Origin of the sequence: Bacillus sp. OV322, from assembly GCF_900112495.1 — a bacterium.
Classification (GTDB): Bacteria; Bacillota; Bacilli; order Bacillales; family DSM-1321; genus Peribacillus.
The window spans coordinates 196,347-210,744 of record NZ_FOMA01000007.1; the positions used below are offsets into that span (position 1 = coordinate 196,347).

16 protein-coding genes are annotated in these 14,398 nt (G+C 39.3%); 2 read left to right on the forward strand and 14 right to left on the reverse strand.

Annotation, left to right across the window (positions count from 1 at the left end):
• Positions 1–58 precede the first annotated feature (58 nt).
• Entirely contained in the window at positions 59–232 is a 174-nt protein-coding gene (locus BM126_RS22545; protein ID WP_177201482.1) for a hypothetical protein, read from the reverse strand.
• 469 nt (positions 233–701) lie between these two features.
• Positions 702–1,445, reverse strand: a complete 744-nt coding sequence (gene map / locus BM126_RS17975) for a type I methionyl aminopeptidase (protein ID WP_090990800.1) — start codon at positions 1,443–1,445, stop codon at positions 702–704.
• A gap of 427 nt (positions 1,446–1,872) precedes the next feature.
• On the opposite strand from map, the gene BM126_RS17980 reads away from it, so the two are divergent.
• Positions 1,873–2,361 (forward strand): hypothetical protein, encoded by a 489-nt coding sequence (locus BM126_RS17980; RefSeq protein ID WP_090990801.1) that lies wholly within the window; start codon positions 1,873–1,875, stop codon positions 2,359–2,361.
• A 71-nt stretch (positions 2,362–2,432) separates the two neighbouring features.
• On the opposite strand, the gene BM126_RS17985 is transcribed toward BM126_RS17980, so the two are convergent.
• The 6 genes from BM126_RS17985 to BM126_RS18005 form a co-directional block, all read right to left on the reverse strand.
• The gene (locus BM126_RS17985; protein ID WP_090990802.1) at positions 2,433–3,764 is read right to left on the reverse strand and encodes a GntP family permease; all 1,332 of its coding nucleotides are present in this window, start codon (positions 3,762–3,764) and stop codon (positions 2,433–2,435) included.
• 310 nt (positions 3,765–4,074) lie between these two features.
• Entirely contained in the window at positions 4,075–4,302 is a 228-nt protein-coding gene (locus tag BM126_RS22010) for a hypothetical protein (protein WP_141770097.1), read from the reverse strand.
• Between the two features lie 43 nt (positions 4,303–4,345).
• Positions 4,346–5,038, reverse strand: a complete 693-nt coding sequence (locus tag BM126_RS17990) for an ATP-grasp domain-containing protein (RefSeq protein WP_177201483.1) — start codon at positions 5,036–5,038, stop codon at positions 4,346–4,348.
• A 113-nt stretch (positions 5,039–5,151) separates the two neighbouring features.
• Positions 5,152–5,364 carry a hypothetical protein gene (locus BM126_RS17995; protein WP_090990804.1) on the reverse strand — a complete coding sequence of 71 codons (213 nt, stop codon included), beginning with the start codon at positions 5,362–5,364 and terminating at the stop codon, positions 5,152–5,154.
• A gap of 115 nt (positions 5,365–5,479) precedes the next feature.
• Positions 5,480–5,734, reverse strand: coding sequence for a type B 50S ribosomal protein L31 (locus tag BM126_RS18000; protein ID WP_090990892.1), 255 nt, complete (start codon positions 5,732–5,734; stop codon positions 5,480–5,482).
• 404 nt (positions 5,735–6,138) lie between these two features.
• Entirely contained in the window at positions 6,139–6,369 is a 231-nt protein-coding gene (locus tag BM126_RS18005) for a hypothetical protein (protein WP_090990805.1), read from the reverse strand.
• A 936-nt stretch (positions 6,370–7,305) separates the two neighbouring features.
• Between BM126_RS18005 and BM126_RS18010 the strand changes: the two genes are divergently transcribed.
• Positions 7,306–7,407, forward strand: a complete 102-nt coding sequence (locus tag BM126_RS18010) for a YjcZ family sporulation protein (RefSeq protein WP_090990806.1) — start codon at positions 7,306–7,308, stop codon at positions 7,405–7,407.
• A gap of 786 nt (positions 7,408–8,193) precedes the next feature.
• On the opposite strand, the gene BM126_RS18015 is transcribed toward BM126_RS18010, so the two are convergent.
• The 6 genes from BM126_RS18015 to BM126_RS18040 all read right to left on the reverse strand — a co-directional run bounded on the left by BM126_RS18015 (position 8,194) and on the right by BM126_RS18040 (position 14,334).
• The gene (locus tag BM126_RS18015) at positions 8,194–9,624 is read right to left on the reverse strand and encodes an ATP-binding protein (protein ID WP_256213171.1); all 1,431 of its coding nucleotides are present in this window, start codon (positions 9,622–9,624) and stop codon (positions 8,194–8,196) included.
• The gene (locus tag BM126_RS18020; RefSeq protein ID WP_090990807.1) at positions 9,614–10,288 is read right to left on the reverse strand and encodes a response regulator transcription factor; all 675 of its coding nucleotides are present in this window, start codon (positions 10,286–10,288) and stop codon (positions 9,614–9,616) included. Before BM126_RS18020 ends, BM126_RS18015 begins: the two co-directional genes overlap by 11 nt.
• A gap of 186 nt (positions 10,289–10,474) precedes the next feature.
• On the reverse strand, positions 10,475–11,443 hold the full coding sequence (locus BM126_RS18025; protein WP_090990894.1) for a hypothetical protein: 969 nt from the start codon (positions 11,441–11,443) through the stop codon (positions 10,475–10,477).
• An 804-nt stretch (positions 11,444–12,247) separates the two neighbouring features.
• Positions 12,248–13,045, reverse strand: a complete 798-nt coding sequence (locus BM126_RS18030; protein ID WP_177201484.1) for a DUF4405 domain-containing protein — start codon at positions 13,043–13,045, stop codon at positions 12,248–12,250.
• Between the two features lie 253 nt (positions 13,046–13,298).
• On the reverse strand, positions 13,299–13,973 hold the full coding sequence (locus BM126_RS18035) for a PspA/IM30 family protein (protein WP_177201485.1): 675 nt from the start codon (positions 13,971–13,973) through the stop codon (positions 13,299–13,301).
• 1 nt (position 13,974) lies between these two features.
• Positions 13,975–14,334, reverse strand: a complete 360-nt coding sequence (locus BM126_RS18040) for a hypothetical protein (protein ID WP_177201486.1) — start codon at positions 14,332–14,334, stop codon at positions 13,975–13,977.
• Positions 14,335–14,398 lie beyond the last annotated feature (64 nt).

Sequence of the window (14,398 nt, forward strand, 5' to 3'; positions counted from 1 at the left end):
AAGAATCCAGGAGAATCAGAATTTGCAATAACATTCTGAATCAGACTAATTCTCTTCTCTATTTTTTCAGCAAGCTGAAGCTTCTTACCATTGAACCGATGAACATAACTCCCGCTCCGCCAAGAAGTAAAATAAAAAACGTTTTTTTAGTAATAATATCCATAGGATACAATAAGCTTCCTAGTATCGCGAGGGCGCCTAAACCGGATAAAATCCAACCTAGTTTTTTCATAATTTCCACCTGCTTTGCATGTATTCTAAATTTCTGGCTGTTAAAAATATGTATAACCATTCTGCTTCAAACAGCAATTTCTGCCATGAAATGATAATTACATTATACACCCCAAAGAAGCCCTTTTCTCTCTATAAATTGATTGTTTTATTTGAGAAAAGAGCCGCTATATTTGGTGCAGTAAAAGAATTTACAGCTTTTTGAAAAAACACTTCTATAATTAGGCTCTTTTCTTAAAGATTGTTGTTTTTTTAATTTGTTATGTGAGGCGTTCCCATTGTCAAGTCAGGTTGATTGGAGCATAAGGTGCGAGACTCCTGTGGGATTAGCGGGAAGGGGAGACCCCGCAGGCACAGCCGAGGAGACTCACCGCCCGCCCCGCGGAAACCGAGCATCCTGGAGTGAAAATCAACCACCTTGTTCCATAGCACCAACAGCCTATAATTAAAATGATTATGGATTAGTGCTCTTACAATGTAGTAATAATGGGGCCTTCCTTTGTAAGGATAATGGTATGTTCGTATTGTGCCACAAAGCTATTATCGGTTAGATATGTCCAGCCATCTTCTTCAGATTGGAAAACTTCTTCTTCAAATGTAGAGATGAAGGGTTCAAAGGCAATCACCATACCCTGTTTTAAAATTTCGTCATCCCATGGTGTAAAATAATTGAAAATATGTTCTGGTTCTTCATGAATTGAACGCCCTACACCGTGTCCAGTAAGGTTTTTAATGACTGTCAAGCCATGCTGTTTCGCAACTTTGTGTGCAGCTTTTCCAAGTGCGCTTTTTTTCGAACCTGGTTTTGCCTTCTGAAGTCCAGCGTCGAATGCTTCTTTTGCCACATCGCATATTTTTTGTAAAACCATTTCTCCCTTCCCAACCACAAAGGAAATTCCTGTATCTGCGAAATACCCGTTTTTTGAACCTGAAACATCAATATTCACGAGGTCCCCCTCCTGAATAGCACGTTCCCCCGGAATCCCATGCGCTACTTCTTTGTTTATGCTAATGCACGTATATCCAGGAAAATCGTATTCACCTTTTGGTGCAGACTGAGCTCCTGCTTTTTCAAACATATCGCCTGCAATTTCATCAAGTTCTTTAGTAGTAATTCCAGGTTTGGTGCGAGAAACTAGTTCATTTCGAATCTCTCCGCAAATTTTACCAATATCTTTTAATCCTTTAAAATCCTCTTCAGTCTTTGCAATCATCTTATATCCTCACTTTATAAAGTATCTTATAGTTAGTATTCCATTTAGACTTTAGCATAAACAGAATGACTTTCATATCCGCATAATTAGAAAGATATATACCTAATTCCAATAATGCGTATATTTTACTTCCTTGCTCAGTAAATAATCCCTTTAGGTTTCAGTGATACCGATAGAAAAATGCCCATCTTTTTCATGTGGTTCATCCAAGTTTATTGAAGGCCTATTTGCCAATTTATCCTTTCAGAAATTTTAATTAAATTTTAATACCATCTTAATAGCAATTGTTTATAATGAAAAAAATTATCTATTCTGCATTGAATTCACAAGGAGCTGATTTTCCATTAAACCTGCAACTAATTCTTCGAAATCTAAAGGCTTTATTTCATCTTATATTCCTAATCCAAAAGAAAGAGTATTTACAAGTATGGCATTGGCAGGGGCAGGTATCCTGCTGGCAGCTGGCCTATTGTTTACCTATGCTGACTATCACACTTTAATGGATAGTGATACTCATTGGTATAAGGGTATTTTCAAACAGCTTGGATCTATAGCGAGGATAGGTTTCTTTGCAGCAGCAGCTGTTTACCCGGTTTTTCTGCTGCTAAAATGGAAAAAGCTAAAAAAAGCTGAGTGGGGAAGTTTCAAACCAGGCAAGGTACTGCAGGTTCTGCGGAAGTGGCATACTCCCATTGCACTGGTTTCAGCGGCTCTGGTTTTGCTGCATGGCACATTGGCCATATTAAGGGGCTTTACCCTTGACTTTACTTATATGACAGGAATGCTGGGAGTAATTTTATTGGGGTTCCTTACTATTATGGGCTTTAAGCGTTTCAAAAGAAACGATAGAAAACTCCATTTTAAGCTTGCAATTGTGTTTATTCTTGTTTTTATGATTCATGCAACTTTTGCATAAACAATTATTCAGACATAATATGTAAAAATAAAAAGCAGCCTTTCCCTGAAAAACAGAAAGGCTGCTTTTTATTATACGAACATATTAATTATCAATACTCCCGCAAATGCAACAAACGAAAGAATGGTTTCTAATACCGTCCATGTTTTAAATGTTTCTTTCACGGATAATCCAAGATATTCCTTGACCATCCAGAACCCTGCATCATTGACATGCGAGAACATCAGTGAACCAGCACCGGTAGCGATTACAAGCAATTCAAGATTGACACCTGACATATGCTCGATGACAGGGGAAACAATGCCTGCTGCAGTTGTTAAGGCAACAGTAGCTGACCCTGTAGCAATCCTGATCAATCCGGCAATAAGAAACGCTAATACAAGCGGAGACAGCGAAAGGTTTTCGGACATTTGAGCTATCGTCGTACCTACACCGCTATCAATCAAAATTTGTTTAAATCCGCCGCCGGCTCCGATAATCAGCAAAATTGAACCTACAGGAAGCAAACATTCCTCTGTATAGCGTTTAAGCAGGTTTTTGTCCCTTCCCTGGCGGAAGCCAAGGAAATAAAATGCTGTAAAACACGCAATCAGAAGAGCGATAAGCGGACTGCCGATAAATCCAAGAAATTTAACAAAACCCGCTGCGAGATGCAAATATGGAGCAACTGCAGAAAGAACCATTAAGATGACTGGAAGAAGAATGATGAAGAAAGAAATACCTGTTCCAGGCAGCTTTTTGGCAGTTGCATTTACCCGGATCAATTCTGGCTCTCCTTCTGGAACAACCCGTTTATGGATCCAGCTGGCAAATATAGGCCCTGCAATGATTGCAGTAGGAATGGCAATGATTAAAGAATAAAGAAGCGTTTTCCCGACATTTGCATTGTAAATTCCGATTGCAGCCATTGCTCCGGGATGCGGAGGCACTAGCCCATGGACAACCGATAATCCGGCAATAACCGGCAATGAAATCAGTAAAATATTTTGTTTAGTTGTTTTGTGTATGGAAATAACCAGTGGAAGCACAATCAGAATGCCTACCTCGAAGAAAACAGGAATACCAATGATAAATCCTGACAAAAGCATGGCCCATGGCAGTTTTTTGACACCGAATTTACGGACAAAAAAGTCTGCAACCTGTATACCGGCACCGGACTCTGACATCATTTTTCCTAATATGGTCCCAAGCGCCAAAATACCGACAAGATGTCCGAGAACCCCTCCCACACCTGTCTCGAAGCCGCTTACAATTTTATCCCATGATAGTCCGGACACGATGGCCAGGAATAAGCTCGCAACGGTCAAACTAATAAATGCATGCCATTTCCACCATGACACACCTAAAATAACAATGGCGATAGAAAGCAGTGTAGCAATTAAATGGTATAAATGTGTATCCATGCGCAAATTCCGCCTTTCACTTAAAAAGTTACCACTGACTTATTGAATAATATTACAGTACAGTAAAAAATTCGTTATTATTTCTCGCTTAAATAGTTGAAAGCATTTTCAGCGGCTATTGAAATTATATGAAAAAAATTTTCTTTAATCAATTACTTTGTTCGAAAAAAATTTATTCATCCAGTTTTTCATAAAATCTAAAAGAAAAAGACCGGAAATGCTTCCGGCCTGTTCGGTGAACTATATATAACCAGGATGATAAAATCACACCCGGTATGTCAATTGGCATTGTAACAGCGAACAATTTTAATTAAGCAGTAACGAGCTCTTTGCAGCTCTGATAGATCTCCATTAGTTCTCTATCGTCCATAACAGCAACTTCTGATTCTGTCATTCCAGTCATTGAGTCCAAAACGGCCCTCTCTTTTTGGAACCTTTCTCTCTCTTTTAAAAAATAATAACCAGCAACTAACATTCTCATTCTCTCCTTCCATCTTACTAGAGTATTATCGACGGCTGTGAAGAGTTTTTTACCCATGATTCATTTTTTTCTTCTCTAAAAATCCATAAACTAAATGAAATCAGGATAATACAACCGACTTCTCTATGTATGTGGCCGTTACCCTTAAATTAGGGACTGGCACATCTGCACCACCTGTTGTGAGCAGCTTTACCGCAAGATAAGGGAAATTGATCCCCGAGAGAGACGAAATATGCAGACCGCCAGACATCCGCGGATTAATCTCAAGCAATTTGGGAACACCTTTGCTGTACTTGACCTGAATATTAAATACATATGGGATATTCAGCTCTTGGTTTATTTCAAGGGCAATCTGCATAAGCTCAGGCACATTTTCCAGGCTTCTTATTCTTCCGCCCGCTTTTTTCCTTGGAACGGCAGCCAGCAGCTTTCCATTGAATGCCAGGCAGTCGATGCTGTATTCATATCCTTCTAAATACTCCATGACTATCAGGCTATCAAATCGGGGGACTGTCAAAAGGATCTCATACACATCCTCGTAAGCCATTTCATGGCTCAGATGGCCAAATAAATCCTTTATTGAATCCTTGCTGCCCCGAATGATGCGAAAGCCTTCACCGCCCCTGCCGCTGTCCGGCTTCAGGCACACTGTCTTCCCCTTCGCTTTCAGCATTTGGCATGCCTCGGCAAATTCCTTTGCGGTATTAACTACCCTATACTCAGGCACCAATCTTGTCAAGGCATTGCGGCTGAAATTTTCATAGAGTTTTCCTTTATGTGAAATCATGTCCATAAGTGAATAATTATCACTTACCAAAACAGAAATGCCCGCTGCATGGAACCTGCTGATAGACCCGGAAATCGCCAGAGCATGATGATAGGGAATAAAAATATTAATGTTATGTTTTAGGCAATAATCCAGGCAAAAATCAACATATTCCTCTCCTCCTCAAGTTCAGGTTCCGTTTCTGAGTGATCACAAACCTTAAAATAAACGGTATCTTCATTCGGATGGGTTCCATAGATTTGATAAGCCACACCATCGTCATTATATTTAATTGCCTCAATAAAATGATAAGCAGCAGAAAACCAGCGATTAAACCAAATTCTTTTTTTCATTGATTACTAATCCCTCTCTATGAAGTACTTCACTTCTATAATATTCCAAATATTCGTATAATTAAACATAAAAAAGGGAATCGGCACTTGTACCGATTCCCTTATTCCATATATATTAGTTTTCTTTATTTAAATTATATTTTTCAATGAATTTTTGGGCTCTGCCGCCTTGGTCGGCAAACTTCTGCCTGCCTGTATAAAAAGGATGCGTGTCTGAGCTGACCTCTACCTTCAATAGCGGATAGGTATTTCCATCTTTCCATTCAACAGTTTCCTGAGAAGTCTTTGTAGAGCCTCCTAAGAATGAATAGCCGCTGTTTGTGTCCATAAACACTACTTTCTTATAATCAGGATGTATGGTTTCTCTCAACATGATCACCTCATTTTTAGATTATATACAGAGTATAACCGGAATGATAACGATTATCAAATGATATGCTCCCCACATGATATTAAAATTGTCCAAAGTTCCATATCACTTACAGTTATATATTCTTTCCCCTCAGGATCCAGAAATACATATATCATGCTTAAGGTACCTATTCCTTCTTCATGGAATGCTATAAGTTTTTCTATGGTTTTCAGTTAAAATTTGTTCCTCATATAGTTCTGGCAGATATAACAAAGAATTAATCTTTAATTGAATTTTTCTCATCTTGCAATATTGATGTTATCCATCCTTTCAATTTTTCTTGAAAGAAGTTTTTATAAGCACTAAAAAAACAACTTGTCTTCCCTAATCTCGATAAAACCAGTTTCCTCAATATATTCGAATTATTCACATTCTGATAGTCCAATAATTTTATTTACATCATTAATCAATATTGGTTCACGAGAAAAAGTAATTAATGAAATAAGTCTAATAAAATCTGTATCATTGGTTTTATACTGAGACCAATTTTTCTCTAATAATCTATTAAAATTAAGAGTTAAATTATTTATTACTTCATTCTTTGCTTTTAAGTCCTTCAATTGTCTTAAAATCTCGGAAACATAGCCAGGCATTCCATCTCAAACATTATACCCATAATTAATTTCCTCTTTTGTTAGGAAATCGTTCAATAAAATTACCGTCTCTAGACGAGAGAAAAAAAGGAATTTGCATTGGAAAATAATCAAATTCGTAGTCCCTCCCTTTTACACTACTTAAAAGCATGTATATTCCGTCAATATATCCTTGTGGTATGTATTTTAAATGCTTTCTTCCACTATTTTTGATGATAAACTATCTAAGCCAAAAATACTATGTAAAAAGGACCTTTTTTGTGCTTAGCTTGTTTACACAAATCTGAATATAACCTTCCAAAGAGCCGCTCTAATTCATATTCTTGTAAATTATCAATGTCAAAATTTGATACATGTTTTTTTATTCATTCACTACATGCAAATGCCAACTGTTTACATAACTCGGATAAAAATAAGACACTTTCGTTTTCCAATAATCATCCCCAATAAAAAATTTCCATTAGTAACTTTGTAACTAGTCCGCCCATTAAAGATTTTCTTTTATGTAGGGGTTCTAACACTCTCAATACAAAAGAGTCCCTTTGTAACTATAGCGAACCGACTTTTCCTGTGGGTTTCCAGGATCGGTTAGCCGTCTTGACTTTGCGCCCTTTTATCATTTAGGGATAACATTTACTACCTCGTGTTTGCAAGCATGTGCGGCTACTCTCCGAAAGGGTAGTCGACTAATTTTGCGCAAATAAGGCAGATGACCTTGTCCGTTTCGTTAATACAGTATAAATTAAAGTAAGCCGTATTAAGCCAAAACGACTCCGATACAGACATTAACTCCTTTGAAAAGCGCAGCATAACACCTGCGCTTTTTTAGTTGCAAAAATGGACAAAAACCTTGTTAAAAAGCCCTGTCCGCCCGTGATTACTTGAACATAGGATAAATTGAGTGACACCAAGAAATTACGCAAAGGGGTGGATAAAATGGCAGATGGATATGGTGGAGGATTTGCTCTAATCGTAGTATTGTTTATCTTGTTAATCATCATCGGATGCACTTGCATGTTTGGAGGATCCGGCTATTAATCGATAACTGAATCATTAAAAGCCTATTAATTGCGTTTAATAGGCTTTTTTAATTCACAAAAAAACAAGCTGAAATATATCCGACTTAATCGATGCCACTGTTTAAACGAAACTTTTTTCCTAAAATATGCGTCTTCTACGGAATGAAAAAACGGCAGCTATAAAAATAAAAATGAAAGAAAAAAAGCGTCTCCTGAATCCGGTACGAATAAATACTCCCCGTGGTGGGTCAAAGGCTTCCATTATCCCACGATGCTCTCTTCCATCACAGTCCCTCACCACAACCTCGCGGCCCATGTGGTCGCATCAACTCTGGCATAGTAATCCCATTTTTAAAAGAAATGCCGTAATGGTCAAACTACGGCGTGTTATATTGTTATTAAGTGAAACGGACGTTACCAGCTTGTACGAAAAATTGCGCAAAAGAAAAAAGCCATCCAGGAGGGATAGCTCTCAGGCTGCTTATTACAAAGCTTCACAGGCCCTAATGCATTGTATGCAGAACTCCATTGAGTAATGCTTCCGGTGGCCAATGGGACAACTACGTATATTATGTAAGTGCCCCAGTTTTACAAGTCATTTCTCAACTATGAGACTTTATAATCGTTCATAGTTGTACCGAAATACGGAAAAGGATACATGGAACCGGATGCCTTTAGGCAGAGCCATTAAAAAAACAAACAAAAATCGGAAGAAGAAATTCAAATAAATATTGGTTAACAATCTTCATGATGCTTGATATTTCGGCCTTAAATGTGCGGATCAGGTAGCCGATTTTAGAAACCATTAGCCATTTATAAACGGAAGACTGACGGAAAACTCACTGCCCTTCCCTATTTCACTCATAACCTGAATGGTGCCTCCGTGGCTTTCCGCAATCCACTTTGCAATGGCAAGGCCAAGTCCATGTCCTCCTGCTTGCCTTGACCTTGACTTATCTGACCGGTAAAAACGTTCAAATATCAGGCTTCGATCCTCAGGAAAAATCCCTATTCCGGTATCCTTCATAGTAATAAGCAGATCTTTTTCATGAAGAGACAGGGTGAGATTTGCTTCTCCTCCATTTGGGGTGTATTTAATAGCGTTATCCAGCAAAATATACAATAACTGAGTAAGTTTTTGTGAATCCCCATGAATCAACAAGGTCTCTGGGGCAGTTATGGTTAGTTTGATTTGTTTCGATTCAGCTAATGCCCCCACCGCATCAAGCGCCTTTTGGGCTGCAAGCCGAAAATCAAATTTTTCTATTATAAGCTCGACAGACCCCGAATCGGAACGAGCCAAAGTCAATAAATCACCAACCAATCCTGTCATCCTATTTACTTCATTTTTCATATTAAACAGCAGCTTATGGGAGTAATCTTCTTCATCGGATTCCAATATCATCTCCATGGCATTAATGGATGACAGCATGACACTTAATGGTGTCCTTAATTCATGAGAAGCATCTGCCACAAATTCTCTTTGTCTGGAAAAAGCATGAGTAATCGGGACCATTGCCTTTTTAGACATAAAATAACTGATAATCAGAGCCACCCCTAAAAAAAGAACCGCCAAACCTGACAAAATAATTAAAAGCCAATTAAACAGCTGATAGGCAAATGAAACCTCTTTTCCAATATAAACAGTTCCAACTCTTTCTCCATTAGAGATAATCGGATGGCCAGATATCATCAGGCGAACAGATCCTTTTCTTTTGATAGGCTCAAACTCCGGTTTTCCCGATTTTCCTTCTCTCCTTTCTTTTCCTTTTGGGCCATGTCCAGAAAAGGTGACGTTCAGTGTCTTTTTTCGTATTTCATTCGGTGAAGCCTGCCACCCTTTAACCGTTCTCAGAAGCTCTGGCCGGAGATCAGGAATCCTTTCATTGCCCGAGACCAATTGCCCAGAACGATTGACGATATAATAGAAAAATTGGTCAACGTCCTGTACCACAGATTGTTGGGCCTGTATTTCGGATAAATCAGACTGATGCAGATTGCTTAAATACATCTCAATGCCTTTCGCTTCTTGATTCACCCTTGTTTCCAGTTCACGTTCCTGGTCTTTAAAGATTGTAGAATATAATAAGGCATAGACGACAATAATGAACAATATCAGAAAAATCATCAGCAAACCGCTGTATAACAGGGTTAGGCGTAATTGAGTCCTTTTAAATAAGTCATCTTTCTTTTGTTTTTTAAAAGGATGCAGAAAGTGGATGTTTTCAGCTTTCAAATTTATACCCCACTCCTCTTATACTATGAAGTAAATCTGGTTTTCCAATGATGTAAAGCTTCTTCCGCAGAAGCTTTACCGTTGCATCGATTGTTTTGGTTGACACATCTGCATCAAACCCCCAAATCCGGTCTAATATAACCTCTCTGGTCAATACTTGCCCTTTATTTTGTAACAATAGATCAAGCAATTGAAATTCACGCGGACTTAATTGAACTTCTTTTCCTCCTTGGTCAACTGTTTGGCTTGTCCGGTTTAACACCATATCATGAACAGAAAGCTGCTCTTCAAGAATGGGAGCATAATTCCGCCGTGAGAGTGCACGTATGCGGGCCAGAAGCTCATCAATCTCAAAGGGCTTAATAAGATAATCATCTGCACCTGCGTCCAATCCTTCTATCCGGTTTTCTACTGCATCCTTTGCTGTCAGCATTAAAACGGCCCCGGAATATCCTTGGCTTCTAAGCCGCCTGCACACAGAAACGCCGTCTCCATTTGGCATCATCCAATCCAGTATCAGTACATCATAATGAGATGAAACAGCATAATCATAGGCATCTTCGCCTTCCATCACCCAATCAACCCTATACCCTGCCTTTTTCTTTAGCATAAATCCAATTAATTCACCAAGCTGCAAGTCATCCTCAGCCAAAAGAATGTTCACGCCAATCCCCCTTCTCGCGCAAAATGTTTTATTGATATATGTAATATAAGTATAAAGTAAACGAACGAAATCAGATAAACAATATGAGTCTTTAGCAGAGTTTTTCTTTCTTTTTCAAAATAAAGAGAGATGGCTGAAAGAAACCATCCCTTCTTACTCATGCAAACATATTTGGATTTGTATTAATCACTGCAGTTCTTCAAATGGAAGGTGATCTACCCCTAATTTCGCTAATTTAATTTTTGCATCCTTGACAAGGTCTTGGGCCTTCGCCTTTGTAGCAGAATCTAAATTATCGAACGGGTCTCGATGACTTCCCGGGTTTCCTCCTTTTTCAGGAAGGGTCACTCCAAGCGCCTTCAGCTTTGTTTCGGCCTGGTCATGCGTTATGCTGCCTTTTCTTTCTTGACCCATGATCTTTTGGGCTTTAGCTTTTGTCGCAGACTCAAGGTTCGCCAGCACATCTCTATGACGCCCCTCAGGAAGGGACACTCCAAGAGCCTTCAGCTTTGTTTCGGCCTGGTCATGCGTGATGCTGCCTTTTCTTTCTTGGTCCATGATCTTTTGGGCTTTAGCTTTTGTAGCGGAATCAAGGTTTGCCAGCACATCTCCATGACGCCCCTCAGGAAGGGTCACTCCAAGCGCCTTCAGCTTTGTTTCGGCCTGGTCATGCGTGATGCTGCCTTTTCTTTCTTGGTCCATGATCTTTTGGGCTTTAGCTTTTGTAGCGGAATCAAGGTTTGCCAGCACATCTCCATGACGCCCCTCAGGAAGGGTCACTCCAAGCGCCTTCAGCTTTGTTTCGGCCTGGTCATGCGTGATGCTGCCTTTTCTTTCTTGGTCCATGATCTTTTGGGCTTTAGCTTTTGTAGCGGAATCAAGGTTTGCCAGCTGGTCCCCAAACCCGTGATGTCCGCCTTTTACTGGCAGCCGTACACCTAGTTTGGTTAGTTTCCCTGTAAGATCTTTCATGATGGCCCGGACCTTTTGTTTGGTCACATTATCTGAAGAAGCCTGTACATTCGCTGCCTTTTCTACAGATACAGTCGATGTAGAAGCTGTATTTGATGCAGCAAATGCTTCCACTCCTCCACCAATCATTCCTAAAGTTAAAGCTCCAGTCATTACGAATCCAACGATCTTATTTTTCTTCATTTCCATTTTTCCTCCTTTGAAATTTCAATTAATTTTTCTTTTAAGAGTTGACTCTGTATAGCTCTAAAAAATCTGTTTTGCTGTGGCACAAATATTACTTTACTATCACTTGGTGAAAGTTTGGTGAAAGGGCATAATTGGAAGATTTTATTTTTCTTGTATTTCAACCGCCTCCCTGATTCTGAATATCTGCGATGATCAACAAGCTGTGTATATATGTACTATAAGCGGCAATGGTGAAAATAAGGTGAAAACAGGCAACTACAATAAAATATTGGGATCAAGTGAAAAAAACTGACCCCCAAAAGCTTTTTAAAACGGCTTTTTCCCTCTCTAATATCTATCTGCAGTTTCAACATATCATTTCATTTAAAAATCCAAAAACTTATATCAACCATCTTAAGGAACAGTCCTTTTAGTAAAATATGTGTTTCAATCAAAAAAAACAGCAGCGGATATTTCCCAATTGCTGTACTAGCCTATCACGCTATTCCCCTCTCAATTCCATTTCAAGAGGAAGCCACTATTGATTGATTCCTTTAAATTGACGACTGATTGCTTCGGCCATACTTCTTACTGTGTTAAATTACGCAATTAAATTGCCAGCGCCAAATCAATCTAGATACCATCTTCCTAATTTCTTTTTGGTAGTTATTATAAAAAGAAAGCTATCGGCAATGATTCGAAATACTGGTTAAATGCCCATGAGAAATCGTTTCATTGTCCGGCAAACAGCTGATTTTGGGCATATGAAGCTGTTTCTCGCCCTCCCTGATGGAATGGAGTTGGCGAAAGGATTAAACACTAACTGAGGGTACTCACATCTCTTGACTGCAGTTTTTTCCTTAATATCCGCTTTTCCAAATAAAAAGTAGGAATGATGATTGCTGCCCAAATCGCAAAGTAGTTAAGAACTACAAGAAATGGGCTGCTGCCGCCGCCATGTTGTTCTTTTCCATGAAATTTTCCATTTGGCGGCCCAGGACGTGAATTCGCTGTATCACCTGAATTAAATGTCTGCCTGCCCTGCTGCATTTGTTGAGGATTGAAATCACCATTGGTTAAAGCAGCTTGAGTTGAAAAAAATTGAATTCCTCCTGCCAAAATGGCGATTGATAGGACAGCTCCTGCAATAACACCCTTCCTGAAACTTCCTTCCTTCGACTTAAACGCCCTTTTACAGATACTCATCATCCATTGCCAATGTACCCCAATATGAAGACCCACCAATGCAAGTGTTGCATCAGCAGAGAAACTGTGGATGCCGCGAATCGAGGGGCTCCCTTGAATGGCGAGACTTGGAACTGCCACCCTTGAAATCAATATTCCTGTTATAATGACCATTGCCATCGATGTTAATAGCAGGAGATTTAACAAAAAACTAAATCGTGTTTTGTTCGGGAGTTTAGAGTCACCAATTTTTTGGACTGTTTTGATTACCCAGCGGTAGTTCAAACCAATGTGTATAAGAATGGCCGCTCCTATTACCAGTCCTGCAATTTCATGAAACGGCAAACCGTTTAATACTCTAGGATTCATAAGCAGCACAAAAGTAATTGCCATCAATAAATCCAATACAATTTTTGTATAATTCTTTTTCAAATGAATTCCTCCGAATCGAAAATAAGATTGCATGTTTGCCATACCAAGGAGTGTATTTTCATAGCAGCAGAAAGATGAATGGGATAAATGCCTATATCTGCATGAAAAAGCCGCGTGCCCGGCTGATTTTGTCTATATTATATTAAACCTTAAAAACGGCTAATACGGGTTCCGGTTAAACCTGCTATATTCATAATCAAAGAGAGAAGGAAGCACCCAACCCCTTGGGCGCTTCCTTTAGTGGCTGCTGGAGTTATGACAAAATACCCTCTTTTTCATTTTTAAGCTTTACATATTCCGAATTCACTGCTTCGTCACTGATAGAATGCTCATCCAGAGGATGATACTGAGCTAAAGGAGCATAGAATTGTTGGCCGGTCTGTACTTCTGCCTCCATCAGTAAGATTCGATCTTCTGCTCGGGCTATCCCCCTAGCAATTGAATCTGTTTGAAAAGAAACCGTTGATTTTTGTATTTGTTTAATCGACCTCGCCACATTGGCCCTTGAAGCCAAAAGTATTTTCTTTTGCTGCATATATTGATAGGTTTCCTTTAACTGCTCCAGTTTTTCCAAAAGGATTTGTGTTTGTTCTTTAATGGATTCCAACTGTTCCTGATAAAGACTCAGCTGCTTTTCACTGGTGAGTTTTTCTTGAATAGCAAGCTTAGCCATCGCCTCCTCTTCCTGTTTAATAGCAAGCTTTGTCTGGCGTGTCCGCTTTTCCACTAATGCCTTTGTTTCAGAAATAAGAGCCTCTTGCTTTTTTTCTGTAAAAACTTGTGCGGCTAATGCCTTTTGCCCTTTTGCAATTTCATTCTCCATTTCCCTTGAGTATTCATTGAGCATCGCAATCGGGTCTTCAATCCTGTCTAATCCTTCATTGATTTCAGCCATTGTTATCGTTTTTAATCTTTTAAAAATACCCATCTTATTCATTCTCCTTTTTACTATCAATATTTTTTTCCCACTGATCTAAGACTCTTGCATTCTGTGACACAGCCGGTGAATGAGAGCTTTGCAAAGCTGTGTCAATAAACTCGTTCATAGATGAAACTTTTGTTTTTTTTCTAAAACATCTTACTAGAAAAACTAGAAGAACAAGAACAGCTAGTCCCATTAGGAGCCCCAGCCAAAAGGAACCTCCCTCATGGGGAGGAGAGTCCATAAACTGGCGATGTCCTCCAAATCCTCCTTGTGGCCCATACCCGCCTGCTTGTCCCCCTCGCCCATGGCCATGTTCACCAGCAAAGACGCGGTGGCCGCCTGGCATGTAAAGTAAACGGAACACGAAAATGGCTGAAGTGAGGATAATACCCAAAAAAACCACCTTTTTCTTATTTATGCTTTTTCCT

Coding starts and splice junctions, on each gene's coding strand:
- BM126_RS18035 (WP_177201485.1), bottom strand. CDS start 13,973: ATGGGTATTTTTAAAAGATTAAAAACGATAACAATGGCTGAAATCAAT.
- BM126_RS22545 (WP_177201482.1), bottom strand. CDS start 232: ATGAAAAAACTAGGTTGGATTTTATCCGGTTTAGGCGCCCTCGCGATA.
- BM126_RS17995 (WP_090990804.1), bottom strand. CDS start 5,364: ATGAAAAAAAGAATTTGGTTTAATCGCTGGTTTTCTGCTGCTTATCAT.
- BM126_RS17980 (WP_090990801.1), top strand. CDS start 1,873: ATGGCATTGGCAGGGGCAGGTATCCTGCTGGCAGCTGGCCTATTGTTT.
- map (WP_090990800.1), bottom strand. CDS start 1,445: ATGATTGCAAAGACTGAAGAGGATTTTAAAGGATTAAAAGATATTGGT.
- BM126_RS18005 (WP_090990805.1), bottom strand. CDS start 6,369: ATGCCTGGCTATGTTTCCGAGATTTTAAGACAATTGAAGGACTTAAAA.
- BM126_RS22010 (WP_141770097.1), bottom strand. CDS start 4,302: ATGGGTAAAAAACTCTTCACAGCCGTCGATAATACTCTAGTAAGATGG.
- BM126_RS17990 (WP_177201483.1), bottom strand. CDS start 5,038: ATGGACATGATTTCACATAAAGGAAAACTCTATGAAAATTTCAGCCGC.
- BM126_RS17985 (WP_090990802.1), bottom strand. CDS start 3,764: ATGGATACACATTTATACCATTTAATTGCTACACTGCTTTCTATCGCC.
- BM126_RS18010 (WP_090990806.1), top strand. CDS start 7,306: ATGGCAGATGGATATGGTGGAGGATTTGCTCTAATCGTAGTATTGTTT.
- BM126_RS18025 (WP_090990894.1), bottom strand. CDS start 11,443: ATGAAGAAAAATAAGATCGTTGGATTCGTAATGACTGGAGCTTTAACT.